Source organism: Bradyrhizobium sp. 26S5, assembly GCF_036923295.1.
In the GTDB taxonomy this organism is placed as follows: domain Bacteria; phylum Pseudomonadota; class Alphaproteobacteria; order Rhizobiales; family Xanthobacteraceae; genus Bradyrhizobium; species Bradyrhizobium septentrionale.
Genome location: NZ_CP145948.1, coordinates 5,429,673 through 5,456,317, shown reverse-complemented (window position 1 = coordinate 5,456,317; position 26,645 = coordinate 5,429,673). Strand labels below are relative to the sequence as shown.

Genomic DNA, 26,645 nt, shown 5'->3' with positions numbered 1-26,645 from the left:
ATTGCGCGAGACTTCGATAATGAGACGGCCCGTGGTCGGCGTGATCGGAAACGCCCATCGCATCGAAAATCGTTTCACAGTCCAGATGGTCGGGGAGCGCAACCTTCGCGCGGTTGCCGATGTGTCGGGTGCGGTGCCGCTGATGTTCGCTGGCAGCCCAGACATCACCGACGTCGGCGCCTTGCTCGACGTGGTCGACGGCGTGGTGCTGACCGGGGCCCGCGCCAACGTCCATCCGACGCGCTTCAATACCGAACCTTGTGCCGCGCACGAACCCTATGACCTCCACCGCGATGACGTCGCGCTCGCGCTGTCGGAGGCCTGTGTGGCGCGCGGCGTGCCGATCTTCGGCATCTGCCGCGGCCTGCAGGAGATGAACGTCGCGTTCGGCGGCTCGCTGCATCCGGAGATCCGAGAGATTCCGGGCCGCATGAACCACCGGATGCCGCGGCTGGACAACGGCGAAATCCACCCCGATCCCACCGTGGTGTTCGCCGACCGCCACGATGTCGCACTGACGCCGGGGGGCGCCTTCGCAAAGATCCTTGGCCGCGAGACCATCCGGGTCAATTCGCTGCACGGCCAGGGTATCCTTCAGCCGGGCAAGCGGGTCGTGATCGAGGGCATTGCCGAGGACGGCACCATCGAGGCGATCCGCATCGCGGATGCGCCCGGCTTTGCGCTCGGCGTGCAGTGGCACGCCGAATACGATCCGCAGCGCAATCCGATCAACCGCGCCCTGTTCGAAGCCTTCGGCGACGCGCTGCGCGAACGGCGGCGGGCGGCGTAGGGCGGTTTCACCGCGATCCAGGGCAAATTCGATGTCATCACCCGCGCATGCGGGTGATCCAGTATTCCGGAGATGCCAGTGCTTGAGCCGAGGGGCCGCGGCGTACTGGATCGCCCGGTCGAGCCGGGCGATGACAGTTGTGGGTGGGGACGCGGCTTCGCATTCTCGCGACATTATTTGCCCGAGCTTTGCTCTTCGTTCCGCCCTCTCTTGAACAGAGGGCGCAGGGAAAGCCGGGTGCCGATCGCACCCATGGGCCCCGAGCAAAAGGTAGAAAGCTCGGGGGTAGGACCACAGGTGTAACCGGAGCAGTCCGGCTTTCCCTGCGCGATGGTTTTACAGCTTACTTCGTGCTCTCCCCGGCGAGACTTGGCTTTTTTGTCACCGCCTTCGCAAGAACGCTTGCGCATTCTGCGACGAGACACCGGCCACTAGGGCGTCAGGACCACACGCTTTCACCGTCCGCTTCGCGTGCTCTCGTCAGCGACACGCTCGGCGTCCACCGCATCCCACACCGCGTTCGTGACGACCGCGAAGCGCCCCTCGATCGGGTGAGACCGGCGAACCATACACTGAGTTGGGTATTCCGGGAAACAGAAATATTTTGGCTGCGCGGGATTGACAGGTTTTGCTGAGTTGCCCGTCGGGTTGTTTTGTCGCAGCCCGATCCCTCGGGACAGTTATTGGACACTTGTCAAGTTGAGGTAACCCGGGAGGGCATCTCCGTTGCCGCCTTTTGCCGATACAATGAAATTGCGTTCCAGATCGGAGCGCTGTGATTGGGACGGCTTCGGCGCCCGCCGCCCTAGCCCCGGAAGACGCGCCGGCGGCCGTCCCGATTGCGATGTTCGCGAGCCCCGATAGCACAACGCCGCCCGCTTAAAATCCATGCGGTCGGCGTCGGCCCTAGCCCCAGGAAGGAACTGCAAAATCCTGGCTCCTGAAGTCTATATCCATCGTGGCAACGGGTAATTGGCAAAATCGGGTTACCACAGACGGATGTTCGGAGGGGCTGCTTGCCCCAAGCGAACAAGTCCCAGGACCTTCACGTCGGTTACCTTCACGTCGGTCCCACTCTCCAATTGACCAAAGAGTTGAGCCACGGCTCGGGGCGTGCATCGCCCTGTCTCAACCACGAGTCGACCGGCGGCTTGGAAAGCGGGCAATCGCTTTTACGATCGCTGGCCAAATCTTAAAATCTCCTGCTGTCACTGCCGACGCGGTTGCTCCGTTCAAACACACCAAGGTCTCTGGATTCGTTTGAGCGACATTGATTGGCGCGAGCACCCTTTGACTTCGTTCATCGCAGTTGACGCCGGCGGGCGTGTGCCCGGCGGCATGCCGGCGTCGAGCGCGTCGTTGAGTGGCCGCGGACGGATGGCGCGGTCCTGGAATGCGAGCATTCCAGCTTGGCCGCACGGAGCCGCTCCTTCTCCGTACTAATACGGATACGAAAGTGGCGGATCGCCGGCCCGGACTCGGCTAAGCAACTAGGCGCTAGCCACCGGATATTGCCCCGGCGCCGACAATCCTTTCCGGATACCGTTTTTCCTTTTCCATTTTCCGGGGCAGCCGACACGATGAGTTGGTCGTGATGAATTTGTCGGGCCGTCTGGCGATGGGGATGATGCTTCCCGTCGTCGCGCTCCTGCTTGCGCTGGGCTTCATCCATGGCGTCACCTGGCCCGGCATTCTGCTCGCCGGCGGCGCGATTGTGGTGGTGTTGATGACTGCTGAGATGATTGCGAGGTCGCTGTCCGGAACGCCTGCCCAGCTGGTGCGGGCGGCGGAAGCGCCGTCGCGCGGGGAGCAGGCTCCGATACGCGCAGCCGACAGCGACGAGGCCGCCGAGCTCGCCGCCACGCTTGCCGAACTGTCGGCGCAATTGGGCAGCAGGCAGCACCTGCTCGAGAAGACCGTCGAGAGCATCCGCGATCCGGTGGTGGTCGCCGATGAGCACGGGATGGTCGTGATCGCCAACGCCGCGGCGCGGCGGCTGTACAGTGTCGAACCCGGTTTTGACACCCTGACCGGCGTTCGCACCTTCCAGAACTATTATCCCGACGGCACGACCGTGATGCCGATCGCGGACACGCCGATGGCGCGCGCGCTGCGCGGCGATGACGTTGACGATTTCGAGCTGATCGTAAGGCCCCAGGCGCCGGATCCGGAGGTCTGCCTCGTCGCCAATGCGCGGCCGCTGCGCGACGATGCCGGCAATCTGCGCGGCGCGGTCGCCGTGCTGCACGATGTCACCGCGCAACGGCGGGCGCACCAGGCCCTGGTCGAGGGCGAGCAGATGGCGCAGGCCATCATCAGGACCGCGCTCGATGCCTTCGTCCAGACCGATCAGGACGGCATCATTCTCGACTGGAGCCCCCAGGCCGAGGCGCTGACCGGCTGGACGCGGTCCGAGGCGGTCGGTTACCGCGTGGTCGAACTGGTGTTTCCGGAGGAGCTTCGCCTCGCGCACCGGCAGCGGATCACCCGCTTCCTGCAGGAGACCGCGGCCGGCGGCATGGGCATGCGCTATGAAACCGCGTCCGTGCACCGCGACGGCCACCGGTTCTATGTCGAGGTGTCGCTCAATGCGCTGCGCCGCGGCGACGGGTGGATCATCAATTCCTTTGTCAGGGACGTGACCCAGCGCCGGATCGCCGAGGAGCAGTTGATCCAGGCGCAGAAGACGGAATCGCTCGGACGGTTGACCGGCGGCATCGCGCACGACTTCAACAACATGCTGACCGTGATCACCGGCACGATCGAGATCCTCGCCGACGGGGTCAAGGACAACCCGCAGCTTGCCGCGATCGCCAAGCTGATCAGCGATGCCGCCGATCGCGGCGCGCAGCTCACCTCAAGCCTGCTGGCATTCGCGCGCAAGCAACCGCTGCAGCCGGCCGAGACCGACGTCAACGACCTGGTCGGCGAGGTGGTGCGGCTATTGTCGCAGGCGCTGGGTTCGCAGACCGAGATCAGGACGGAGCTCGGCCGCGACGCCTGGCTCGCCTTTGTCGACCGCGGTCAGCTCGGCGCGGCGCTGGTCAATCTCGCCATCAATGCGCGCGATGCGATGCCTGATGGCGGCACGCTGACCTTTGCGACCCGCAACATCCAGCTCGGGATTCCCGAGGCGGTGGCGCACGGCGTCGAGCGCGCCGGCGACCATCTCGTGATCGAGGTGATCGACACCGGGGTCGGGATTTCGCCGTCGCATCTGGAGAAGATCTTCGATCCGTTCTTCTCCACCAAGGAGGTCGGGCAGGGCACCGGGCTCGGGCTCAGCATGGTGTTCGGCTTCGTCAAGCAGAGCGGCGGCGGGATCGAGGTCAGGAGCGAGCAGGGGCGCGGCACCAACTTCAGGATCTATCTGCCCAAGGCCGACGGCATCGCGCAGCGCGCGGCCGAGGAGGACGATCTGCCGGTCAAGGGCGGCAACGAGACGATCCTGTGTGTCGAGGACGACCCCACGATCCGCGACTACGTCACGGGCCAGCTCGAAAGCCTCGGTTACAAGGTGCTGGTCGCGGCGAATGCGGACGCCGCGCTCGCGATCGTCAACCGTGGCACTGCGTTCGATCTTCTGTTCACCGACATCGTGATGCACGGCAGCATGAACGGCCGGCAATTGGCTGATACGCTGATGGCCGGGCGTCCGGCACTGCGGGTGCTGTTCACCTCGGGCTACAGCGATGGCGTGCTGCCGGCCCAACAGGGCCGTGGCGGTCACGGCATTCCACTGCTGACAAAACCCTATCGGCGCAGCGAGCTGGCGCGGATGCTGCGGCGCTGCCTCGACCTTCAGGTCGACCTCCAGGGCGATCCGGTTCCGCAGCCTTACTCCGTGCAGCCCGATCTTGAACGCTTCCTGCGCGAGAATCCGCCGGACAAGAAATAGGGTGTGGACTCGTCAGCGTTGCCGTAGCCTGAGCGAGGCAAGTTGGACGAGGGGGCAGCACGGTGCAGGCAAGCGGCAAGGTTGCGATCTTCGATGGCCACAATGATGCCGTTCAACACCTCGCCGAATACCGGGAAGGCGGGCGCGATTTTCTGATGCGCTCGGAGGAAGGCCACCTCGACCTGCCGCGTGCGCGCGAAGGTGGCATGATCGGCGGTCTGTTCGCGATGTTCGCCGGGGCGGAACATCCACGAGAGGGCGGTTTCACGCGAACGGCTGACGGATACGAGGTCCGTCTTGCGGACCCGCTCGATCCGGCTTACGCGCGCCGCACCATCAATGCGCAATTGAGTGCGCTGGAGACCATGGTGGCCCGCGCCGGCGGAAACATCCGATGGGCGCGAACCGTGGATGAGATCGAGGCGGCGCGCGAAGATGCCGCGTTCGCGATCGTGTTGCATCTGGAGGGCGCTGAAGCGATCGGCGCCGATCTGGACGGGCTGGAGCAGCTCTACGCCCGCGGCCTGCGTTCTCTCGGCCCGGTCTGGAGCCGCCCCAATATCTTCGGCCATGGCGTGCCGTTCGCCTATCCGCGCTCACCGGACACCGGTCCCGGCTTGACGGACGCTGGCAAAGGGCTGGTGCAGGCCTGCAACCGGCTCGGAATCATGGTCGATGTGTCGCATCTCAACGAGCGCGGCTTCTGGGACGTCGCTGCAATCAGTGCCGCGCCCATCGTGGCGACCCATGCGTGCGCGCATGTGATCTGCCGCGCGACGCGCAACCTGACCGACTGGCAGCTCGACGCGGTCAAGGCATCAGGCGGCCTCGTGGGTTTCAATTTCAGTGTGTCCGAAGTGCGCCCGGACGCGCAGCGTGATCCGGACATCCCGATCGAGACGGTCGTCGCTCACCTCGGCTACCTGGTTGAACGAATGGGTGACGACCACGTTGCGCTGGGGTCCGACTTCGATGGCGCGCTCATGCCCCTCCCGGTCAGGGATGCCAGTCATCTGCCAAACCTGATCCAGGCCCTGCGCGCGCACGGCTTCGATGACGCCACATTGCGCAAGATCGCCTTCGACAATTGGATGCGGGTGTTCCGCCAAAGCTGGCGATGAAAACCGCTGCACATTTCCATCGATCATGATCTATCATCGCTGCACAACAACGGCGCGGCCGGTCAACGGCCCGATCTCAGGGAGCATGGAATGCAGGACCGCAAATGGTCGAGACGCGATTGGCTCAAGGCGACGGCGGCAACCGCGGCCGGAGTGGTGTTCGCCGAACCCTTAAGGGCGGCCGCGCCGCCGGCCGAGGCGGTGACGCCGGAGCTGATCGCAGCCGCCAAGAAGGAAGGCAAGATCTCGTTCTACAGCGCGCTTGAGCTCAACACGGCCGAGCGTCTCGCGCGCGACTTCGAGCAGAAATATCCAGGCATCAGCGTCCGCGTCGACCGCTCCGGCGCCGAGCGGATCTTCCAGCGCATCGCGCAAGAGCAGGGCAGCGGCATCAATGCCGTCGACGTCGCCAACTCGACCGACCCTGCCCATTATCTCGACTGGAAGAAGAACGACTGGCTCGCCGCCTATGTGCCCGAAGAGGTCGCAAAGCATTTTCCCACCGACCAGATCGATCCCGACGGCACGTCAGCGACATCCTGCGCCTGGTTCGAGGTGATCGGCTACAACACCGAGCAGGTGAAGCGCGAGGAAGCGCCGAAGAGCTACGCCGACCTGCTCGATCCGAAATGGCGCGGCAAGATCGTCAAGGGCCACCCGGGCTACTCGGGCGCGATCATGACCGCGACCTTCGTCTTGGCGCGCGATCTCGGCTGGCCCTATCTGGAGAAGCTCGCGCAGCAGCGGGTGATGCAGGTGCAGTCGGCGGCCGATCCGCCGAAGAAGATCCTGCTCGGCGAGCGCGCCGTGATGGCCGACGGCAACGACTACAACCTGGTGCTCGCCAGGGATCAGGGCAAGCCGGTCGAGGTGGTCTATCTGACTGAGGGCGCGCCGCTGATCATCGTGCCGAGCGGCATCTTCAAGAATGCGCCGAACCCGAATGCCGCGCGGCTGTTCCAGAGCTATCTCTTCAGCGCCGAGACCCAGCAGATGCTGGCCGACGAGTTCGCGCACCGCTCGTTCCACGGCAAGGTGAAGGAAAAGGCCGGCCACGTGCCGCTCGACAAGCTCAAGATGCTCAAGGCCGATCCGGCCCAGGTGCAGGCGCAGAGCGAGGAGATCAAGGCAAGGTACGCGAAGCTGTTCCGGGTGTAGTTCGATGGCCCACAACGGCCTGATCCGTCATCCCCAGGGAGCGCGCATCGCACGCGTCTCGATGCACGGCCACTGTCGGGCCGTCGGCCTTCGAGACGGCCGCTTTGCGGCCTGCAGTGGGCGCTGCGGACCGCTAACCTCCGACTTCCGCGCTGAGAATGGGCCCGAACAGCTCCCATCTCTCGCCCTTGAATCGTCTGAGCTGCATCTGCTTGAGCGGAGCGAAGTCGATCGGACTGGTGTTCATCGTGATGCCCGGCAGCAGGTTGTTGGTCCTGAAGTCCTTCAGGTTCGCGGCCTGCTTCATCACGTTCTCGCGCGTGAGATCGTCGCCGCACTGCTTGAGCACCTGAGCCAGCGTCTGCGCCACATTGTAACCCGTCACCACTAGGCCATCGGCCCGATTGCCCTCGGGGAAGTATTTGGAGAGGTATTCGTCGAACGCCTTCATGCCGGGGTCATCCTTCCATTGTGGATCGAGCGGATCCATCAGATAGGCCACCGAAATGATCCCCTGCGCGTTCTCGACGCCGGCAGGCTGGATCACGGCGCCGATCGAGGAACCGACCGAATTGAGGATGTGTAACGGCTTCCAGCCGATCTCCGCCGCCTTCTTGATGGCCTGCGCCGCGAATTTCGGCGTGGCAATGTCGACGAATACATCGGCATTCAGTGATTTCATCTTGACGATGTGTGTGTCGATGGTCGGCTCGGCCACCTCGTAGGTATCCTCGGCAACGATCATCGACGCCGCCTTGTCGCCGAGGCCATCCTTCAGGCCTTTCAGGTAGTCCTTGCCGTAGTCGTCATTCTGGTAGAGCACGGCGATCCTGCCGCCCGGCTTTTCTTTCAGGATGTGCTTGGCATAGATTCGTCCCTCGCTCTGATAGCTGGGCTGCCAGCCGATGGTCCACGGGAAGTTCTGCGGATCATTCCACTTGGTCGCACCGGTCTGGATGAATAGCTGCGGCACCTTCTTCCCGTTCATGTACTTCTGAATGGCGCTGTTGGATGCTGTGCCGAGTGCGGCGAAGATCAGCAGGACCTCGTCGCCTTCGACCAGCTTGCGCGCCTGCTCGACGGCTTTCGGCGGACTGTAGCTGTCGTCATAGGATATGAAGGTGATCTTGCGGCCATTGATCCCACCCTCGGCGTTGACCTTGCGGAAATAGGCCGCCTGAGCCCGGCCGCTGGTGCCATAGGCGGATGCCGGTCCACTGTAGGGCATGATGTTGCCGATCTTGATTTCCGTGTCGGTTGCGCCGGTGTCGTATTTCTTCTGGGCAAATGCGCTGCCTGCACCGGCAGCGAGGATGATGATGGCGGTCGAAAGCGCCGCCATTCGTCGTGCGACGAAAGACATCTCGTTTCTCCCCATGCATAAATGAATGTGTCTGTTTTATCGGAAGCCGCTTTCGGGTCCTTGCAGCTAGTGAACACCCGGCCCCGATTATTGTCGATCCCGAAGCACCAGCCGGTGTGCCGGTTCGCGTCACCTCATAGGGTTCGTCAGTGTTGCTGACCGTAGTCTTCCGGGATTGCTATGGTTGCGCCGCGCGCATCGATCGCTGCGCGCGGTAGGCCTGAGGCGAGGTCAGCGTGAGCTTGCGGAAGGCTTTGCGAAAGCTGCTCTCGTCTTCATAGCCGGTGGTGCGGGCGATGGTCTTGATCGGTTGCGTTGTCGTCTCCAGGAGCGTGCGGGCGTGCTCGACGCGGCGGCGCATGATGAAGGCCTGCGGCGGCTCATGGGTCAGCTCGCGGAAGCGGCGGTTCAACGTGCGTTCGCTGAGGCCCAGTGCATGCGCGAGGCGGCGCACCGTGATTGGGGCCTTGCCGGTGCGGCGCACCAGCATGTCCGCCTTCATCAGCAGCGGGTCCTGCGGGAGCATGTAGCCGAGCGGCATGAAGATCGCTTGCGTGCGCTGCGCGGTGTCGATCACGGCATAGTCGGCGCAGACCTTTGCGACCTCCGGGCCCTCGACGAGTTCGATCAGCCGCAGCAGCAGATCGACCCAGGACATCGGGCCGGCGGCGCAGACCAGCCGGTCGGCCTGGGTGAGGACGGCGTCGCCGGCGAGGTCGACCTTGGGATGGCGGCGGCGGAGCTCGCTCTGCAGCCACCAGGTGATGGTGGCGCGGCGGCCGTCGAGCAGGCCGGCATTAGCGAGCAGCAGCACGCCGCTGCAGAACGCGCCGATCAACTTGCCGCCGGCATGTTGCTGGCGCAGCCATGCGCCGGCGCGGTCATATTGCGGCTGCAGGCGCTCGGCGGTCAGGTGATCGACCAGGCTGCCCGGCACGATGATCGCGTCGCAGGACGTCCGCCCGCTGACGGCGCCGTCGACCGCGAGCAGCTTGCCGCCGCCCGCGCGCACCGCCTTGCCGTCGAGCGAGAGCGTCTGCCAGGTGAAGCGCGCCTTGCTACCGCGCAGCTGCATCACATGGTTGGCGAGGGTGAGGATGTCGGCGATGCCGGCGACCGCCGACTGCATGCAGCCTTCCAAGGTGAGGATCGTAAGCTTCATGGGACCTCCTGAAATTGCCGTCATCCTAGCCGATCGGCGCAATCGGGCTGTGGCAGATATTGCCCGATCTCTGTCCGATCGGCCACTGCCTGATTGAGCCCTGCCGGTCCATCTTGGTTGCGTCGTCACCACCTCAGCAATGGAGAGAGACCATGCCTTACGTCACCATTTCCACCGTCCGCGGCATCTTCGACGTCGCGCAGAAGAAAGTGCTGCTCGAGCGCGTCACCGACCTGATGGTCGAGGTCGAGGGTCAGGGCAACCCTGACTTCCGCCGCAACGTCTGGGTCAAGATCGAGGAAGGCGAGCCGGCGAGCTGGTCGCTCGGCGGCATGATCCCGACACCGGACATGATCGCGGGCACCTTCGGCGCGCTCGACGCCGGCGGGCGCAGGATCGCCAAGGCGAGGGTGTAACCGCCGGGACTGGGACAAAAGGCGCTTCCGCCGGAAGCGCCTTTTGCACGCGCCGCCGGGAGATCGACGCTGGCGCTACGCAGCAGGCCCGCTCGCACCGATCGCGGCCGCGGCGCGTTCGGCGATCAGGATCGTCGGGGTCTGGATATTGCCCGAGATCATGATCGGGATCACGGATGCGTCGGCCACCCGAAGGCCGTCAAGGCCATGGACCTTGAAGCTTGTGGGATCGACCACAGCCATCCGATCGTTGCCCATCCGGCATGTCGAGGCGGCATGATACAGCGTCGTGCAATGGCCGCGCACGTAGTCGGCGATGTCGGCGTCGCTGATCGCCTCCAAGCTCGGCGTGATCTCGCTTTCGATCAGCTCCTTGAGCGGCGACTGCGCCGCGATGCGGCGGTTGATCCGCACGCCTTCCGCCAGGGTTGCGATATCCCGGCCACTGGCGTCGGACGAGAAGTAGCGCGGATCGATCGCGGGATATTCGAGCGGATCGGCCGAGCGCAGGGTCAGTTCGCCGCGGCTGTTCGGCCGCTGCAAGGTCGAATGCAGCGTGATGCCCGGCTTCGCGGACAGGAAGCGGACGTAGTCACGGTGCGGGCTGATGGCGCCATAGAGCTGCAGATCGGGCTCGACGTCAGGGCGGCTGCGGACATGGGCGCCTGCCGCGACCCAGGGCGAGGAGCGGGGACCGCTGCGGCTCTCCTGCCATTCCTGCAGGCTGGCTTCGAGGCTCTCGTCGGTCCAGGCGCCGACGCCGATCTTCTCTTTGGTGTAGAAGGTGATGGGAATGTTGATGTGGTCCTGAAGATCCTTGCCGACGCCGGGAAGGTCGTGCACCGGCGTGACGCCTGCGGCCCTCAACTCGTCGGCGGGGCCGATGCCCGACAGCAGCAATTGCTGGGCGGAGCCGATCGCACCCGATGACATCACGATATCGCCGGATGCGTTTGCCGTCTTGAGCTGCCCGTTTTCGAGATATTCGACGCCAGTGGCGCGGCCCCTTTCGATGACAATCCGGATCACGCGGACGCCGGTCTTGACCGTCAGGTTGGCGCGCTCCAGTGCCGGACGCAGATAGGCCTTGCCGGTTCCGAACCGCTCGCCCTGCTTGATCACGAACTGGAAGAAGCCGGCGCCCTCCTGGCTCTCGCCGTTGAAGTCGAGATTGTGCGCGTGGCCGGCGGCCTTTGCGGCTTCGAGCCAGCGCAGCTCGTTGGGGTCGACGAACGGAACATGGGCGACATGGAGCGGACCCCCGGTGCCGTGCAGCGGGCTGTCGGTGAAGTCGGCGTTGTTCTCGAACGCGATGAAATCCGGCAGCACGTCGCGCCAGCCCCAGCCGGTGCAGCCGGCCTTCTCCCAGCCGTCATAGTCGGACGGCAGGCCGCGGATGTAGATCATCGCATTCATCGCGCCGGAGCCGCCGACCATCTTGCCGCGCGGCCAGAACACGCGGCGGCCGCGGCAGCCGGCCTGCGGCTCGGTGTAGAAGCCCCAGTCGACCGCCGTGTTGAACATCGTCGGCCAGTCCGAGGGAATGTCGGACGCCAGCGGCGCGGCACGGCCGGCCTCCAGCACCAGCACCTTGCGGGCGGGATCGGCGGAGAGCCGATTGGCCAGCACGCAGCCGGCTGAACCTGCGCCCACGATGATCGTATCGTACATCTGTCACTCCACTGGTCACGCCGGCGTGTCGCCGGATATTTCTGCTGTCATCGCAGGACTGCGCGAGCGCAGCCGCCGCAGTCTGTCGAAAATGCTCTCGAACAGGCCGATCAGGCCGTTCGGCATCAGCACCATCACCGCGGCGATGATGATGCCGAGCCCGAGCGAGCGGAATTCCCCGATCTCGCGCATCGCTTCGTCGGCGGCGACCAGCACGATGGCGCCGACCAGCGGCCCCCAGAGCCGGCCGATGCCGCCCACCACCACCATCGCGATGATGAAGAACAGCTGCGAGAACGACAGCACGCCGGGGCCGATCGCGTTGAAATGCGCGGCATAGAGCCCGCCGGCGAGCCCGGTGAAGAAGGCCGAGAGGCCGAACATCAGCAGCTGCATCTGGAAGCGGCTGATGCCGCGCGCCATGGCGCAGCCGGGATTGTCGCGCAGCGCGCGGAAGGCGAGCCCGATCGGGCCGCGGATGATGGCCCAGGTGAACAGCATCGTGACCGCGAACAACGCCACCACCAGCGCGTAGTCAGCGACAAGATATTTGGCCTTGAACATCGCGCGCGAGCCGAGATCGCCGAAGCGCGCGAAGCCCACCGCGCCGCCGGTGAGTTGCCGGCACTGCGTGCCGACCATGACGAAGCAGTCGGTGTCGGTGACGATCAACAGATACATCACCTGCGCGACCGCGAGCGTCAGCAGCGCGGTATAGGCGCCGCTCAGGCGCAGGCACGCCGCACCGATCACCAGGCTGAACAGCACGGTCGCAATGGCCGCGAGCGGCATCGCGGCCCAGACGTTGAGGCCGAAATAGAAGCACAGCATCGCGGTGGCGTAGCCGCCGAAGCCGAACAGCGCCATCTGCGCCAGCGAGAACACGCCGGAGAAGCCGAACAGCAGGTTCCACTGCGAGGCGACGATGGCATAGAACAGGCCGAGCGTGACCTGGCCGATCACGTAGCGGCTGTCGACGTAGAACGGCAGTGCGACCGCAGCGGCGAGGACGACGAGACCGATCAGCAGGTTGGCGAGATCCTGGCGTTTCACATCGACCTCACAGCCGTCGCACTTCGACCCGGCCGAACAATCCGCCGGGCCGGCGAATGAGCACCAGGATCACGATGGCGAGCAGCGCAGGGAAACCCCAGCGCGCACCGGCCAGGAACTGCACCAGCGCCTCGACGATGGCGAGACCGAACGAGGTGATGATCGCGCCGGGCAGATTGCCGAGCCCGGCCACCACGCACATGATGAAGGCCTTCAGCATCGGATCGGCGCCGAGCGACGGCGAGAGCTGGGTGATCGACGAGACCAGCACGCCGCAGACGCCGGCGAGCATGCCTGATAGAATCAGGACCTGCAGATAGACCCGCGCCACCGGCACGCCCATCAGCTTGGCGGCATCCGGGTTCTGCGCCGTGGCGCGAATGGCGCGGCCGGCCCTGGTCCGGGTGAGGAACAACGCGGTGGCGCCCATCAGCGCGATGGCGCTGACGATGATGACAAGGTTCTGCCAGGGCAACACGAAGCCGCCGAGATTGATCGAACCGCCGACCGAGAGCGGCTGCCCCAGCGGCTGGCCGCCATAGAGCCGCAGCACGGTATTCTCGAGGGTGAGCGCGACGCCGAAGGTCGCGATCATGATGGTGGTCTCGAAGGTTTCGGGGCTGCGGCGCGACAGTGGATAGGCGACCAGCATGAAGATCAGCGCGCCGATCACGCCGCCGACCGCGGCTGCGGCAAGCACCGCGAGCGGCACCGGCAGGCCGAGCTGGCTGGCGGCCGTGAACGCCGCGTAACCGCCGAGCGTCAACAGCGTGCCGTGCGCCATGTTGAGCATGCCGAGCGAGCCCCAGACCAGCGACAGGCCGAGCGTCGCCAGCGCGTACAGGGCGCCGGTGGTGATCCCGGCCACGATGACGGGTCCTATGATCTCCAATTCGTCAGCCTCCGAGATAGGTTGCGAGCAGCTCGTCGCGCTGCAGCAGGACGGACGGTTCGCCCGACCAGACGAAGGCGCCGTTGTCGAGCAGGTGAATGCGGTCGGCGATGTCGGCGACGCGCGCCGGATTCTCCTCGACCAGCAGGATGGTGCGGCCGCTCGCCTTCAGCCGCGCGATCACCTCGTAGATCTGCTCGATGATGATCGGGGCGAGGCCGAGCGACGGTTCGTCGATCAGCATCACCGTGCCCTTCATCATCAGGCCGCGCCCGATGCCGACCATGCGCCGCTCGCCGCCGGAGAGGCTGGCAGCGATCTGGGTCTGGCGCTCGGCGAGCTTGGGCAGCAGCGTGAAGACCTCATCGAGACGCCCGGCCACCGCTGCCTGATCGGAATCGAGATAGGCGCCCATCAGGAGATTCTCGAGCACGCTCATCCCGGCGAACAACAGATCGCCCTGCGGTACGTGGATCACGCCGCCTGCCGCGACGCGATGCGCCGGCAGGCCCGAGATCACCCGGCCATTCAGCGACACCGAGCCCTTGCGCACCGGCAGCAGGCCGGAGATCGCGCGCAGCAGCGTGGTCTTGCCGTGCCCGTTCGGGCCGACGACGGTGACGAGTTCGCCCGCATTGAGCGACAGCGACACGCCGGTCAGGACATTGCGGCCGTCATAGCCGGTCACCAGACCGTTGACGGCGAGGCAGGGGACGCTCGACGGTTCAGCCATGGGCGCTCAGCTCCGGCTGCTTGACGAAGAAGGCCTTGAGGCGGTTGGTCGCGGCCTTGCCGAGATAGGTCTCGACCACCGTCTGATCATCGGCGACCGCCGAGGGCGCGCCTTCGAAGATCGATTTGCCGTGGTGCATGATCACCACGCGCGTCGACAGCGAGAGCAGGAAGCGCATGACGTGCTCGATCAAGAGGATCGCGATCCCCGATGCCGACAGCCGCTTGACGACGTCGGCGATGCGATCGACCTCCGACGGGCTGAGGCCGCCGACCGGCTCGTCGAGCAGCAGCAGTTGCGGGGAGGTTGCAACCGCCCCCGCGATCATCAAGAGCTTGCGGTCGAGCACGGGCAGGTCGCGTGCGATGCGCTGCCGGCCGGAGAGGCCGACCAGATCGAGCGCCGCGGCAGCGCGCTGCCGGGCGGCCCGGCTGATCGCAAAGCCCGGGAAGCGGCTGTTGGTGTCGCCGAAATGGGCGGCAACCTCGATATTCTCCTCGACCGAGAGGCTGTCGAACGCCGCATTGAGCTGGAAGGTGCGGGCGATGCCGGCGCGGCACACTTCGTGCGCCGCAAATCCGGTGATATCGCGCCCCGCAAACAGGATGCGGCCGTCGGTGATCTCCGTGACGGCGGTGACGACATCGAAGAATGTCGTCTTGCCGGCGCCGTTCGGCCCACCGAGCCCGACCACCTCGTCGGGTCGAACGGTCAACGACAGACCATCCACCGCACGGAGCGAACCGAAGGTCTTGGTCACGCCCTCGCAGACGAGCAGCGGGCCGTTCGTCTGGTCAGGGGAGCTCACCGCGTCAACCTCTTACGCCTTGATCCATGGCGGCAGCTTCATCGTGTCAGTTGCATAGAGCGCGGGGGCGATCAGCTTGGGATCGGTGCGGTAGTCCTGGTGCTGCAGGAACTGATGCGCCATGCCGAGCGAAGGATCCTTGATCTGGGTCGGATAACAGAAGGCGGACTGGCCCTTCGGGTCGGCGTGGTAGATGCCGTTGACGCCGCGATAGATCAGCCGCTTCATAGCCTCCGAGATCTTGCGGGTCTGCTCCTTGTTGCTCGGCTCGCTGGCGCCGCCGGCGAGCGCCGCCGACAATGCGTAGTGCCAGAGCCCGTCATAGGTCTGCGAGCCCGTGATGAAGGCGGCGTTGGCGCCGAACTTCTCGCGATAGGTCTTGCGATAGGCCGCGGAGAATTCGTCGGGCAGGCAGCCGATCACCGTGGAGTAGATCACGCCGTTGATGGCTTCCTTGCCGATCTCGCGGAAGGCCGGAAGCGACGGTCCGTATTGCATATAGACCAGGCTCTGGGTCGGCTCGGGCAGGAACTGGGTCATGAACTGCGCCAGGTCCTGCGGCAGGAAGTGCGTCACCGCAATCGCGGCCGGCGGGTCCTGACGCAGCTTGGCAAGCGTCGGTCCCCATTGGTTGGTCGGGAAGGGCACGGTCTCGTAGAGCCCGAGCTCGAAGCCGAATTCCTTGACGCGGTCGCGGATCGCGTTGGCGATCACGATCGAATATTCGTTCGCCGAGGGGATGATTGCGATCTTGCGGTTCGGCGGGTTCCACTGCTTGTTGTCGATCAGCGATTTCAAGAACAGCAGGAAGCCGGGGCCGTAGTAGAACTCCGGCGGATCGCCCTGGAAGCAGGAATAATAGCGCTGCGGGTCGCTGAGGAATTTGGTGTTATGCGAGATCAGCGTGTTGTAGTGCACGAAGATGACGTCGTTGTCTGCGGCGACGTCCATCTCCACCATGTTGGTGCCGACATTATATCCGTTGATGATCGCGCTCGCCGAGTGACGATCGATCAGGCGCTGCATCGCCTGGGTCACGATATCGGCGCCCATCTCCTTGGTGTCTTCGATCGCGATCTGGATCGGACGTCCCAAGATACCGCCGGCAGCGTTGATCTCTTCGGCGGCGAGCGTGAGGCCGTTCTTGAACTCGATGCCGTCAGCGGCGGCGAATCCGGACATCGGCAATGCCGAGCCTATCTTGACTGGCCCGCCTGCGGCACGGGCTTCCTTGTTCAGGCTTGCCAGCATTGCAATCGAGCCCGCGCCTGCGGCAACGCCGCCGAGAAGTGAACGTCGGTCAAGCATGATCGTCAGTACCCTCGTCTATGGCGCGGACAATCCGACGCCTCCCTCTAAAGCAGGAGATGCACGGCAGCAGTTGTTGCACGAACCGTGCCATGGCATCCGTCGATTGCTTCCACCAATCCCATCGTCAACGCGCAGCAGGCAGCCGGCTCACGAGCGCCGCGGCCGCATCGATCACCGCCGCCTGATGCGGCTGCAGCTCATTGCCGCCCCACGCGGCCATCAATGGCTCCCAGGGATCTGTGATATCAGTCTTGATGCCGGACAACTCCTCGAGCACCGCGAGCCCGCAATAGGGCGCGTACATTTCCGAGTAGCCGCCCTCATGCGTCATCAGGATGCGGCCGTTGCACAACGTCTTGGCAGCGGCGCGCAGCATGCGCGTCATCTCGCGATACGCCGCCGACGACAGCATCATGCGGCCGAGCGGATCGACGCCCGACGCATCGAAGCCCGACGCCACCACGATCATGTCGGGTGCGAAGCGATGCAGTGCGGGCAGCACGACGCGTTCGAACGCGCTGCGATAGGCACCGATGCCCGAGCCGGGCGGCAGCGGTACATTGATGTTGTAGCCATCGCCTGCGCCGTCGCCGTTCTCGGCAAGTGAACCGGAGTTTGCCGGGAACAGATTGTCCTGGTGCAGCGAGATCGTCAGCACGCTGGGGTCTTCGTAGAACACCGCCTGGGTGCCGTTGCCGTGATGCACGTCCCAGTCGACAACGGCGACGCGCGAGACCTGGCCCGTGGCCTGCAAATGCCGGATCGCGATGCTTGCGTTGGCGAACAGGCAAAATCCCATGCCGAGCTCCGGCCGCGCATGATGCCCCGGCGGGCGGATCAGCGCATAGGCGGTCTCGACCGCGCCCGATGCGACCGCATCGGCAGCCGTGATGGCGCCACCGGCCGCGAGCAGCGCGATCTCGTAGCTGCCGGCGCCAAGCGGCGTCAGGTGGCTGGCGTCGCCGCCGCCGGCGTCGCTGAGGTGCTTGATATGGGCGATATGGTCCGCGGTGTGGACGCGGGCGAGCTCTGCCACTGTCGCTGCGCGCGGCTTGATCTGCACGAGATGATCGAGCAGGCCGCTGACTTCGACCAGATTGCGGAAGCGGCGCTTGGTCTCCGGATTCTCCGCATGGATTCCGGGCTGGATCGTCAATCCCGGTGGAAACACCTGGGCCCAGTTGCCGGTGTTGTGCCACATGTAAAGTTCATGGCAGACGAACCCAGTAGCCATGCGAGCAATCCCCTGTCCTGGCGCGCCGACCTCGTGTGATCTATTCGACTGCGCTGATCGCCTCGTCGAACGTGTCCGCGATCTTGTCGGCGTGTTCGGTCGTGAAGGTCAGCGGCGGGGAGATGATGAACGTGTCGGCCAGGTTGCGGATCAGGACGCCCTTGGCGACGCAGCGCTCCCAGATCCGCTGGCCGAAATTCTCCGCCAGATCGAACGGCCGCTTGGTCTCGGGATCGGCGACCAGCTCGATGCCGAGCATCAGCCCCTTGCCGCGCACGTCGCCGATATTGGGGTGGCGCTTCTGGACGTCCTTCAATCGTGCCAGCAGATAGGCGCCGACCTTCCCGGCATTGGCCGGCAGCTCCTCCTGCTCGACGATGCGCAAATTGGCGATCGCGGCGGCGCAGGCGAGGGGATGGCCGGCATAGGTGTTGCCGTGCATGAAGGCGCGCGGCGTGAATTGCGACTTGTCGTCGGACTGGAAGGCGGCTGCGACCTTCGCGTTGATCAAGGTGGCACCGAGCGGGATGTAACCGCTGTTGATGCCCTTGGCGAACACCATGATGTCGGGTTTGACGCCCCAGGCGCGGCTGCCGAACATGCTGCCGGAGCGGCCGAAGCCGGTGACGACCTCGTCGGCGATCAGGAGCACGCCGTGGCGGTCGCAGACCTCGCGCAGCAGCGGCCAGAAATTCGCGGGCGGCACGATCACGCCGCCGGCACCCTGCACCGGCTCGGCCATGAAGGCCGCGACGCTGCCAGCTCCCTGATAGACGATCTCGCGCTCGAGCAATTCGGCGCAGAGGCGGCCGAGCGCCTCCGGGTCCGACGTGAACGGGTTGCGATAGGCGTGCGGCGTCTCGACCTGGAAGAATCCCGGCAGCAGCGGCGTGAACTGCTCTTTGTAGACATTGACGCCGCCGGCCGACAGCGCGCCCAGCGTCACGCCGTGATAGGCGCCGCGCAGCGAGATGATCTTGGTGCGCAGTGGTTCGCCGGCGAGCCGCCAATATTGCTTGGCGAGTTTGATCGCGGCCTCGTTGGCCTCCGAGCCGCCGGACGAGAAGAACGCGCGGACCATGCCTTCCGGCGCGGCCAGCCGGCAGAGCTCGTCCGCCAGCGCCACCGACGGGCTGTTGGTGGTGTTGCCGAAGGTCGAATAGAAGCTGAGACGATCGAGCTGTTCGATGATCGCCTGTTTGATCTCGGGGCGGCCATGCCCGACATTGACGTTCCAGAGCCCGGCCTGTCCGTCGAGATAGCGGCCGCCATGGCCGTCCGAGACGTAGACACCTTCACCGCCCTCGATGCAGATTGGCGGGTTCTCGGCGAGGAAGTTGGCATTGGCGAAGGGGTAGACGACGTGACGAGTCAGCGTGTCGTTGTTTCGAGCAGCTGCTGTGGTCATTTTCTCGTTCCTCTCGACATTTGTTTCCCCCGGGACCCCGGTTCTCATTGCCGCAAGGATAAACACAGGCGATAAAATTGGTCAAATGACCAATTTTGTGCAACATGCAAATTTGTGCGGCACGGGCCGACGCGTTTTCGAGCGAAGTGGATACCGGTTCGCGTGAAGAAAACGCGTCAGAACAAGAGTCTAGAACTCCGTTCGGATTCCATCGGAACGGAAAAGGCTCTAGACAATCGTCGTGCGCATTGGAGAGACGGATGACAATCGCAGGACGTGAGCAGGTCGGCGCCAAGAGCGAACCCAAGAACGAACCCAAGGGCGAACGAACGCGGCGCCAGATCATTGAGGGAGCCTTGCAGGCGCTCGGGACCGGCGGCGTCGCGGCGACGACGACGCGCGACATCGCGGCCGGCGCCGGCGTTCGCCTCGCCACGCTGCACTATCATTTCGAGAGCAAGAGCGCGCTGCTGCTGGCGGTGCTCGAACACCTGATCGATGAGACGACCGCGGCGCTGCGCGAGGAAACCGGCGATACTGCCGACATCGCGAGCTGCATCCGCGAAGCCCTGCGCGCCGGCTGGCGCTATCTCGAGCGAACGCTCGAGCTGCAGATCGTGCAGTATGAGCTGACGCTGTACGCGCTTCGGCGCGACGACGCTGCCGGGCTCGCAGCCTATCAGTATGACGCCTATGTCAAGGTCTATCAGGACATCCTGCAGGGCGTTGCCGTACGAACCGGCGAGCTCGACGCGGCGGGATGCGCCGATGTCGCACGCTTCATGCTGGCCGGCATCGACGGGTTGCTGTTGCAGGAACTGGCGAAGCCCAACAAGGCCCGGTCGTCACGCGCGATCGAGACGCTGATCGTGGCGACACAGGGGTTCGCAAGCGGGTTGTCGAACGACCGCAAGACGCCGAAATTGGGGAAGCGCGCGACGCGAGGATAAGTGTCGAGGTGCGTAGCCCGGATGGAGCGAAGCGTAATCCGGGGCAGCTCTCAGCATTGGCGCGACCGTTCCCGGATTTCGCTCCGCTTCATCCGGGCTACGCGGATCTACCCATCGGGCGTTCATCCAAAAACAAAAGGCGCCTCCATCGGAAGCGCCTTTCGCATTTCACGGTGCCGTAGGTCTTACAGCGAGTAGTACATCTCGAACTCGACCGGGTGCGGGGTCATTTCGAAACGGGCGACCTCGGTCATCTTCAGCTCGATATAGGCGTCGATGAAGTCGTCGTCGAACACGCCGCCGTTCTTGAGGAAGCCGCGGTCCTTGTCGAGGTTCTCGAGCGCCTCGCGGAGCGAGCCGCACACCGTCGGGATCTGCTTCAGCTCTTCCTTCGGCAGATCGTAGAGGTCCTTGTCCATCGCCGGACCCGGATCGATCTTGTTCTTGATGCCGTCGAGGCCGGCCATCAGCATCGCAGCGAAGCCGAGATAGGGATTGGCCATCGGGTCGGGGAAACGCACCTCGACGCGCTTGGCCTTCGGGTTCGCGGTGTAGGGGATGCGGCAGGACGCCGAGCGGTTGCGCGCCGAATAGGCGAGCAGCACCGGAGCCTCATAGCCCGGAACCAGACGCTTGTAGGAGTTGGTCGACGGGTTGGTGAAGGCGTTGATCGCCTTGGCGTGCTTGATGATGCCGCCGATGTAGTGCAGGCAGGTCTCCGACAGGTCGGCATACTTGTTGCCGGCGAACACCGGCTTGCCGTCCTTCCAGATCGACTGGTGGACGTGCATGCCCGAGCCGTTGTCGCCATAGACCGGCTTCGGCATGAAGGTGGCGGTCTTGCCGTAGATGTGGGCGACCTGGTGGATGCAGTACTTGTAGATCTGCATCTGGTCGGCCATCAGCGTCAGCGTGTCGAACTTCATGCCGAGCTCGTGCTGGGCCGAAGCGACTTCGTGGTGATGCTTCTCGACCTTGACGCCCATCTTGCTCATCGCGCCGAGCATTTCGGAGCGCATGTCCTGCACCGAATCCTGCGGCGGCACCGGGAAGTAGCCGGCCTTGGTGCGGATGCGGTGGCCGAGATTGCCGCCCTCATATTCGGTGGCCGAGTTGATCGGCAGCTCGGAGGAATCGAGGCGGAAGCCGGTGTTGTAGGGCTCGGCCGAATAGCGCACGTCGTCGAACACGAAGAACTCGGCCTCCGGACCGACGAACACGGTGTCGCCGACGCCCTGCGACTTCACCATCGCCTCGGCCTTCTTGGCGATGCCGCGCGGGTCGCGGTTGTAGGGCTCGCCGGTGGTCGGCTCGAGCACGTCGCAAACGATGACCATGGTGGTCTCGGCGAAGAACGGATCAATCGTCGCGGTGAGCGGGTCGGGCATCAGGCACATGTCGGATTCATTGATCGCCTTCCAGCCGGCGATCGAGGAGCCGTCGAACATCTGGCCTTCGGCAAAGGTGTCCTCTTCGATCATGCCGACGTCGAAGGTCACATGCTGCCATTTGCCGCGCGGATCGGTGAAGCGCAGGTCGACGTATTTGACGTCGTTGTCCTTGATCGATTTCAGGACGTCTTTGGCGGTCTTCATGAATACCCCTTTTGGATTTGCGGGCCGGTTTCCAGCGGTGAGCGACGTTATTCTCGCTTTTGGCGAGTTCGTGTGACTGCTCAAACGAAATCAGGCTGCCGAAGCAGCCTTTTTTCTCTTTGCCGTCAGAAATTCCCGGATAGCACCGGGCTCAAATAGCGTCCAGCCCGGATTCGCCGGTCCGGATGCGGATCGCTTCCTCGATGTTGGAGACGAAGATCTTGCCGTCGCCGATGCGTCCGGTCTGGGCTGCGCGGCGGATCGCGTCGATCGCCTTCTCGACCAGATCGTCGCCGATCACGATCTCGATCTTCACCTTGGGCAGGAAGTCGACGATGTATTCCGCACCGCGATAGAGTTCGGCATGGCCCTTCTGGCGGCCAAATCCCTTGGCCTCGGTCACGGTGATGCCTTGCAGTCCGACTTCCTGGAGCGCTTCTTTGACCTCGTCGAGCTTGAAGGGCTTGATGATGGCTTCAATCTTCTTCACTGAGCGCCTCCCGGGCATTGCAGATTGCAGGGTCGAGTTCGATGCGCGTGGGGCGCAGTCTAGGTTGGTCTTGAGCCTTCCGGCGCCGGGCCGGAAACACGCGCAATGGTCGCATGGAGCGGCACTGCGCGCGGCTTCCTCAAAAGCAGGGTCTATGCCAAGTTGTGAAAGCCCCCGATTTCGGAATGTTATCAGCCTTTTATCAGGCAATCGGCTGATATCGAACCACATGGGCTATGATATCCAAGCCTAACAAATAGGCAAATAGATCAATCCATATGCAGTCGGCTAGTAGAAACCCCGCGAACGTCACAGGAATTGCCTCTCGAAAAGGCGAAGCGATTGAGGATTCGGCATGGACGTTCTGACCACCACGGAGATGGAGCGTGCCGACCGGCTGACCATCGCGGGCGGCACGCCGGGCTTCTCGCTGATGATGAGCGCAGGCCAGGCGGTCGCTGAAGCCGCGATGGAGCTGGTCGAGGAGGGGCCGATCGTCGTGGTCGCCGGCCGCGGCAACAATGGCGGCGACGGCTTTGTCGCCGCCGCCGAGCTCGCCGCGCGCGGCCGCGAGGTCTCGGTGATCCTGCTCTGCGAACGCGACAGCCTGCAGGGCGACGCGGCGCTCGCGGCGAAGGGCTGGAAATATCCGGTGCTGCCGTTCAACCCGCAGGCGCTCGGCAAGCCGGCGCTGATCATCGACGCGCTGTTCGGCGCCGGCCTCAATCGCCCGGTAAAGGGCGATCCGCTGGAAATGATCACGGCCATTAACGCCAACGGTACGCCGGTGTTGGCGGTGGACCTGCCGAGCGGCATCAACGGTACATCAGGCGCTGTCATGGGAGCGGCCGTGCAGGCCATCGAGACCGTCACCTTCTTCCGCAAGAAGCCGGCGCATCTGTTGCTGCCGGGTCGGATGTATTGCGGCCGGGTCCGCGTCGCCGATATCGGCATCGATCCGCAGGTGCTCGACGAGATCAAGCCGCTGACCACGGAGAACCTGCCGCAGGCCTGGCGCTGGTCGTTTCCGGTGCCGCGGATCGACGGCCACAAATACGCGCGCGGACATGCCGTCGTGGTCTCCGGCGATCTCGCCTCGACCGGGGCGGCGCGGCTCGCCGCGCGCGCGGCGCTGCGCGCCGGCGCCGGCCTCGTGACGCTGGCCTCGCCGCGCGACGCGCTCGCCGTCAACGCGGCGGCGCTGACCGCGGTGATGGTGCGCGCGGTCGACAACCCGATCCAGTTCGCCGAGTTGCTCGACGACAAGCGCCTCAACGCCTGCGTGATCGGACCCGGCGCCGGCGTCAGCGCGCGCACCCGCGACTTCGTCCACACCGCGCTGTCGGCACAGCGGCATCTGGTGCTCGATGCCGATGCGCTGACGAGCTTTGCCGGCACGCCGGACCGGCTGTTCGAGGCGATCAAGGCCGCCGACGGCCTTGGGGTGGTGCTCACGCCGCATGAAGGCGAGTTTCCGCGGCTGTTCAGCGACATCTCCAACAAGCATCCCGGCCGCTCCAAGCTCGAACGCGTGCGCGCGGCGGCCGAGCGTTCCGGCGCGGTGGTGCTGCTGAAGGGCGCCGACACGGTGATCGCGTCTCCCGACGGCCGCGCCACCATCGCCGCCAACGCGCCGCCCTGGCTTGCCACCGCCGGTGCCGGCGACGTGCTCGCCGGCATCATCGCGGGCTTCCTGGCGCAGGGCGTCGCGGCCTTCGAGGCGGCCAGCATCGGCGTCTGGTTGCACGGCGAAGGCGCCAGCGAGGCGGGGCCCGGCCTGATCGCGGAGGATCTCACCGAGGTGCTGCCGGCCGTGTTCCGCCGCCTCTATGACGAGTTCGGGATTGAGTATTAGGCAACTCGCGCTTGCCGACATGGACGCCGCCGCGCGCGTGCATCGCGCGGCGTTCGACGATGCGCTGCCGTGGCTCGCGGGCCTGCATACGCCCGACGAAGACCGCTGGTTCTATCGCGAGCGGATGTTTGCGGCGTGCACGCTGTGGGGCGCGTTCGACGGTGCGGCGATGAGCGGCGTGATCGCGTTCCGCGACGACTGGATCGAGCAGCTCTACGTGCTGCCTGCCGCGCAGGGAAGCGGCATCGGCGGTGCGCTGCTCGAAGTCGCGAAGCAAGGCGCCGGCCGTCTGCAACTCTGGACCTTCCAGCGCAATGTGCGGGCGCGCCGCTTCTACGAGGCGCGCGGCTTTGCGCCGGTCGAGGAGACCGACGGCGCCCGCAACGAGGAGAAGGAGCCGGACGCGCGCTATCTCTGGACGCGCGTGGGCGCGTGAGCGTCCGCCGGAGGCAGCTGCTGCCGACGTCTTTTCATTCCGCGGCGGAAATCAGCGCGGATTGGTTCACCCGCGTCTCGCCCTTGAGGTTGTCGACGGTGACGTGCGTGTCGTACCAGGTCAGCCGCGGCCGGGCTCCGAACCGTTCAGTCAGCTCGGCGATCTTGGCCTCGGTGAACCAGGCCTCGGCCGCCGCGGGGCTCTCCCACAGGTAAACACCGCCGGTGCCGGTCTCACCGTTGAGATAGTCTTTGCGGATCAGCCCCTTTGTCGCGAGATTTCGATAGATGGGCGCGCTGCCCATGCCGCCCTTGATGGCCTGTTCCTCGGTTCGCTTCGGGAGGTCGAATTGAACGATGACGATACACTGTGCCATCCTGGTTCTCCGATCTGTCACATGGTGTCAGGTTCGTTCGGCGGCACGCCGATCAGCCGCGACCATACAAGATCGGCCGTATCCTTGTCCCGCATAGATCCAATCCCTCCGCTTCCGGCGGAGGGCGCGGGGAGGCTCGCCAAGTGCTCAACTCCCCCAGACACGAGACTTTTGGTGGACGCGTGGGAAGAGGCGGGCTAAAGCCCCACGACATTCCCTTGCATCCCGTGAATCCCGCTCGTGAGTGCCACGCAGAACAATTTCCTCGCTCAGGCGCTGCAACAAGGCGCAATGGCGTTGCGGGCGCGGCAGTTTGCTCACGCCGAGCAGATTGCCGCCAGCATCCTGAAATCCAACCGCACCGACAGGAACGCAGCGCTTCTCCTGGCGCACGCCCTGATGGGACAGGATCGGGGAGGCGAGGCGATCGCATCGCTGGAACGGATCGCGCGTCGCGGCGACGACGGCGAAGTCGAGACCCTGCTTGGCGCTTTGCTGTGCGACGCCGGCCGCGCGGCCGATGGCATCGCGCAACTCCGCCGCACGGTCGCGCGCCGTCCGCCTTATTTTCCGTCCTTCCAGGAGCTTGCAGGTCAGCTCGTCAAGGTCGGTCAACGCAGCGACGCCATCGGCATCGTCGAATCCGGCCTTGCGCTGGCACCCGACAATGTCGACCTGAAGCTTAGCCTGGGACGCCTGTTTCACGAGAACGGCGAGCTCGGGAAGGCGCTCAGCATCCTGACCAGTGCCCGCAACAGTGCGCCGGGACGCCCGGATGTCGTCAACGAACTTGGCCGGATCCTGATCCTGCACGGCGACTACGCGGCTGCGGCCGATGCTTTCCGCCAGGTGCTCGCGCAGTATCCGGACGACCGCTCGGTCCGCGCCCATCTCGCTACCTGTCTTCTCGAGCAGGGCGACCGCAATGCCGGTGAGGCGGCGCTGCGCTCGGTCACGCGTGGCCAGCCGCAACTGCTGGGCCGCGCGACGTTCGTGATGGCGGCGTCATCGCATGGCCGCTTCTTCTTCGATCGGAGCGCGGCTGCGAAATTCCTCGGCGTGGAATCGAGCTGAGCGCTTTCCGCGAAATCCCGGAAGACGCTTTCGCGGCGCCTCAGGCCCTGAAGTTTCTCCGGTAGAGATTGGGCTGCCGTCTGAGCTCAGCGCGGAATTCGTCGACGCGCTTGGCTTCGTCCGCCGTGAAGGACGAGGCCTGCGCGGTCCAGCTGTCGCGCTTGACCGGAATGCATTGCGCGATCGGAGTTCCCTTCGGGAGCACGCCTTTGAAATTTCGGTCGTGCCAGTACGCCGGAAAGTGCACCCAGTTGTCGGCATAAAGGTCGGAATTGACCAGGCCGCTCAGCGTGGTGAACGGCAGGTCGAAGCGATTGACGGGATGCGTGAAGTAGACGGCGTAGCCTTCAGGGGCTTCGACGGTCCACAGATTGTGGAATTTGATGAAGAAGCGACCCTCTTCAAACAGCGGCGTGCCGCTGACCTGACCCGGGTCGTGGAAGCCGATCGGCGAACGCGGAAATTCGGGCGTGCCTCCCGGCGGCAGGTCCTGGTCCCAGGTGATTTCGCCGTTTTCGACCCTGAGGTCGCAAACCAGCGGCAGCAGGAATCCGCAGGTCATCGCATCCACGAACGGCGGACAGCGCTTGATGGTGTCCTCGTCGTGCAGGTTGATCGAGCTGTAGGCGGTCGCCGGCATCGTTTTGAGCCAGTCGGGAACGCCCTGCGCTGCCGGCACGGGCGGCGGTATCAGGCCTTCAAGCTCCGTGGGACAGCGAAACTTGAGCGTCAGCTTGTTGTTGGTGGACATGGGGCGCTCCGATGTCCTGACGACCTACATGAATACGTCGCAAAGGTGAAGCGCACGACGATCATGGGCGCGTAGATGGGGAGCGCAGCGAAACCCATCA

23 protein-coding genes are annotated in these 26,645 nt (G+C 64.9%); 9 read left to right on the top strand and 14 right to left on the bottom strand.

Going from position 1 to position 26,645, the window contains the following annotated elements:
• The first annotated feature begins 19 nt into the window (after positions 1-19).
• The 4 genes from V5279_RS25420 to V5279_RS25405 all read left to right on the top strand — a co-directional run bounded on the left by V5279_RS25420 (position 20) and on the right by V5279_RS25405 (position 6,967).
• Complete coding sequence (locus V5279_RS25420) at positions 20-790, top strand: gamma-glutamyl-gamma-aminobutyrate hydrolase family protein (RefSeq protein ID WP_166294723.1); 771 nt, start codon at positions 20-22, stop codon at positions 788-790.
• Between the two features lie 1,594 nt (positions 791-2,384).
• Positions 2,385-4,688, top strand: a complete 2,304-nt coding sequence (locus V5279_RS25415) for a PAS domain S-box protein (RefSeq protein ID WP_338701382.1) — start codon at positions 2,385-2,387, stop codon at positions 4,686-4,688.
• Positions 4,689-4,750: 62 nt separating this feature from the next.
• Positions 4,751-5,809 carry a dipeptidase gene (locus V5279_RS25410; RefSeq protein ID WP_338689064.1) on the top strand — a complete coding sequence of 353 codons (1,059 nt, stop codon included), beginning with the start codon at positions 4,751-4,753 and terminating at the stop codon, positions 5,807-5,809.
• A 90-nt stretch (positions 5,810-5,899) separates the two neighbouring features.
• A complete protein-coding gene (locus V5279_RS25405; protein WP_338689062.1) occupies positions 5,900-6,967 on the top strand; it encodes an ABC transporter substrate-binding protein in 1,068 nt (355 codons plus the stop codon).
• 133 nt (positions 6,968-7,100) lie between these two features.
• On the opposite strand, the gene V5279_RS25400 is transcribed toward V5279_RS25405, so the two are convergent.
• Together V5279_RS25400 and V5279_RS25395 are read right to left on the bottom strand one after the other, a co-directional pair.
• Complete coding sequence (locus V5279_RS25400) at positions 7,101-8,330, bottom strand: ABC transporter substrate-binding protein (protein WP_338689060.1); 1,230 nt, start codon at positions 8,328-8,330, stop codon at positions 7,101-7,103.
• 178 nt (positions 8,331-8,508) lie between these two features.
• Positions 8,509-9,492 carry a GlxA family transcriptional regulator gene (locus tag V5279_RS25395; RefSeq protein WP_338689058.1) on the bottom strand — a complete coding sequence of 328 codons (984 nt, stop codon included), beginning with the start codon at positions 9,490-9,492 and terminating at the stop codon, positions 8,509-8,511.
• Positions 9,493-9,644: 152 nt separating this feature from the next.
• Between V5279_RS25395 and V5279_RS25390 the strand changes: the two genes are divergently transcribed.
• Complete coding sequence (locus V5279_RS25390; protein ID WP_166296144.1) at positions 9,645-9,908, top strand: tautomerase family protein; 264 nt, start codon at positions 9,645-9,647, stop codon at positions 9,906-9,908.
• Positions 9,909-9,983: 75 nt separating this feature from the next.
• Here the strand turns inward: V5279_RS25390 and V5279_RS25385 are convergent, their stop codons facing one another.
• The 8 genes from V5279_RS25385 to V5279_RS25350 form a co-directional block, all read right to left on the bottom strand.
• Positions 9,984-11,579, bottom strand: coding sequence for a GMC family oxidoreductase (locus tag V5279_RS25385; RefSeq protein ID WP_338689054.1), 1,596 nt, complete (start codon positions 11,577-11,579; stop codon positions 9,984-9,986).
• A 15-nt stretch (positions 11,580-11,594) separates the two neighbouring features.
• Complete coding sequence (locus tag V5279_RS25380; protein ID WP_338689052.1) at positions 11,595-12,632, bottom strand: branched-chain amino acid ABC transporter permease; 1,038 nt, start codon at positions 12,630-12,632, stop codon at positions 11,595-11,597.
• Positions 12,633-12,639: 7 nt separating this feature from the next.
• Positions 12,640-13,500 (bottom strand): branched-chain amino acid ABC transporter permease, encoded by an 861-nt coding sequence (locus tag V5279_RS25375; protein ID WP_338689050.1) that lies wholly within the window; start codon positions 13,498-13,500, stop codon positions 12,640-12,642.
• Positions 13,501-13,528: 28 nt separating this feature from the next.
• Positions 13,529-14,257 carry an ABC transporter ATP-binding protein gene (locus V5279_RS25370; protein ID WP_338689048.1) on the bottom strand — a complete coding sequence of 243 codons (729 nt, stop codon included), beginning with the start codon at positions 14,255-14,257 and terminating at the stop codon, positions 13,529-13,531.
• On the bottom strand, positions 14,250-15,065 hold the full coding sequence (locus V5279_RS25365) for an ABC transporter ATP-binding protein (RefSeq protein WP_338689046.1): 816 nt from the start codon (positions 15,063-15,065) through the stop codon (positions 14,250-14,252). Before V5279_RS25365 ends, V5279_RS25370 begins: the two co-directional genes overlap by 8 nt.
• A gap of 12 nt (positions 15,066-15,077) precedes the next feature.
• Positions 15,078-16,373: an ABC transporter substrate-binding protein gene (locus V5279_RS25360; protein WP_166296133.1), complete on the bottom strand. Its 1,296-nt coding sequence runs from the start codon at positions 16,371-16,373 to the stop codon at positions 15,078-15,080.
• Positions 16,374-16,500: 127 nt separating this feature from the next.
• A complete protein-coding gene (locus tag V5279_RS25355) occupies positions 16,501-17,610 on the bottom strand; it encodes a class II histone deacetylase (protein WP_338689043.1) in 1,110 nt (369 codons plus the stop codon).
• Positions 17,611-17,650: 40 nt separating this feature from the next.
• On the bottom strand, positions 17,651-19,018 hold the full coding sequence (locus V5279_RS25350; RefSeq protein ID WP_338689041.1) for an aminotransferase class III-fold pyridoxal phosphate-dependent enzyme: 1,368 nt from the start codon (positions 19,016-19,018) through the stop codon (positions 17,651-17,653).
• A 260-nt stretch (positions 19,019-19,278) separates the two neighbouring features.
• Between V5279_RS25350 and V5279_RS25345 the strand changes: the two genes are divergently transcribed.
• Entirely contained in the window at positions 19,279-19,968 is a 690-nt protein-coding gene (locus tag V5279_RS25345) for a TetR/AcrR family transcriptional regulator (RefSeq protein ID WP_166296124.1), read from the top strand.
• A 185-nt stretch (positions 19,969-20,153) separates the two neighbouring features.
• Here the strand turns inward: V5279_RS25345 and glnA are convergent, their stop codons facing one another.
• Both glnA and V5279_RS25335 read right to left on the bottom strand, forming a co-directional pair.
• The gene (gene glnA, locus V5279_RS25340) at positions 20,154-21,563 is read right to left on the bottom strand and encodes a type I glutamate--ammonia ligase (RefSeq protein WP_338689038.1); all 1,410 of its coding nucleotides are present in this window, start codon (positions 21,561-21,563) and stop codon (positions 20,154-20,156) included.
• Between the two features lie 151 nt (positions 21,564-21,714).
• Entirely contained in the window at positions 21,715-22,053 is a 339-nt protein-coding gene (locus tag V5279_RS25335; RefSeq protein ID WP_011441447.1) for a P-II family nitrogen regulator, read from the bottom strand.
• A gap of 355 nt (positions 22,054-22,408) precedes the next feature.
• Between V5279_RS25335 and V5279_RS25330 the strand changes: the two genes are divergently transcribed.
• On the top strand, positions 22,409-23,908 hold the full coding sequence (locus tag V5279_RS25330) for an NAD(P)H-hydrate dehydratase (protein ID WP_338689014.1): 1,500 nt from the start codon (positions 22,409-22,411) through the stop codon (positions 23,906-23,908).
• Positions 23,909-23,927: 19 nt separating this feature from the next.
• On the top strand, positions 23,928-24,344 hold the full coding sequence (locus tag V5279_RS25325) for a GNAT family N-acetyltransferase (protein ID WP_338701381.1): 417 nt from the start codon (positions 23,928-23,930) through the stop codon (positions 24,342-24,344).
• 34 nt (positions 24,345-24,378) lie between these two features.
• Here V5279_RS25325 and V5279_RS25320 read toward each other — a convergent pair whose 3' ends face one another.
• Positions 24,379-24,720 (bottom strand): monooxygenase, encoded by a 342-nt coding sequence (locus V5279_RS25320; protein ID WP_338689012.1) that lies wholly within the window; start codon positions 24,718-24,720, stop codon positions 24,379-24,381.
• Between the two features lie 291 nt (positions 24,721-25,011).
• Between V5279_RS25320 and V5279_RS25315 the strand changes: the two genes are divergently transcribed.
• Positions 25,012-25,794: a tetratricopeptide repeat protein gene (locus V5279_RS25315; RefSeq protein ID WP_338701380.1), complete on the top strand. Its 783-nt coding sequence runs from the start codon at positions 25,012-25,014 to the stop codon at positions 25,792-25,794.
• Positions 25,795-25,834: 40 nt separating this feature from the next.
• On the opposite strand, the gene V5279_RS25310 is transcribed toward V5279_RS25315, so the two are convergent.
• Positions 25,835-26,545, bottom strand: coding sequence for a hypothetical protein (locus V5279_RS25310; RefSeq protein WP_338689010.1), 711 nt, complete (start codon positions 26,543-26,545; stop codon positions 25,835-25,837).
• Positions 26,546-26,645: the final 100 nt, after the last annotated feature.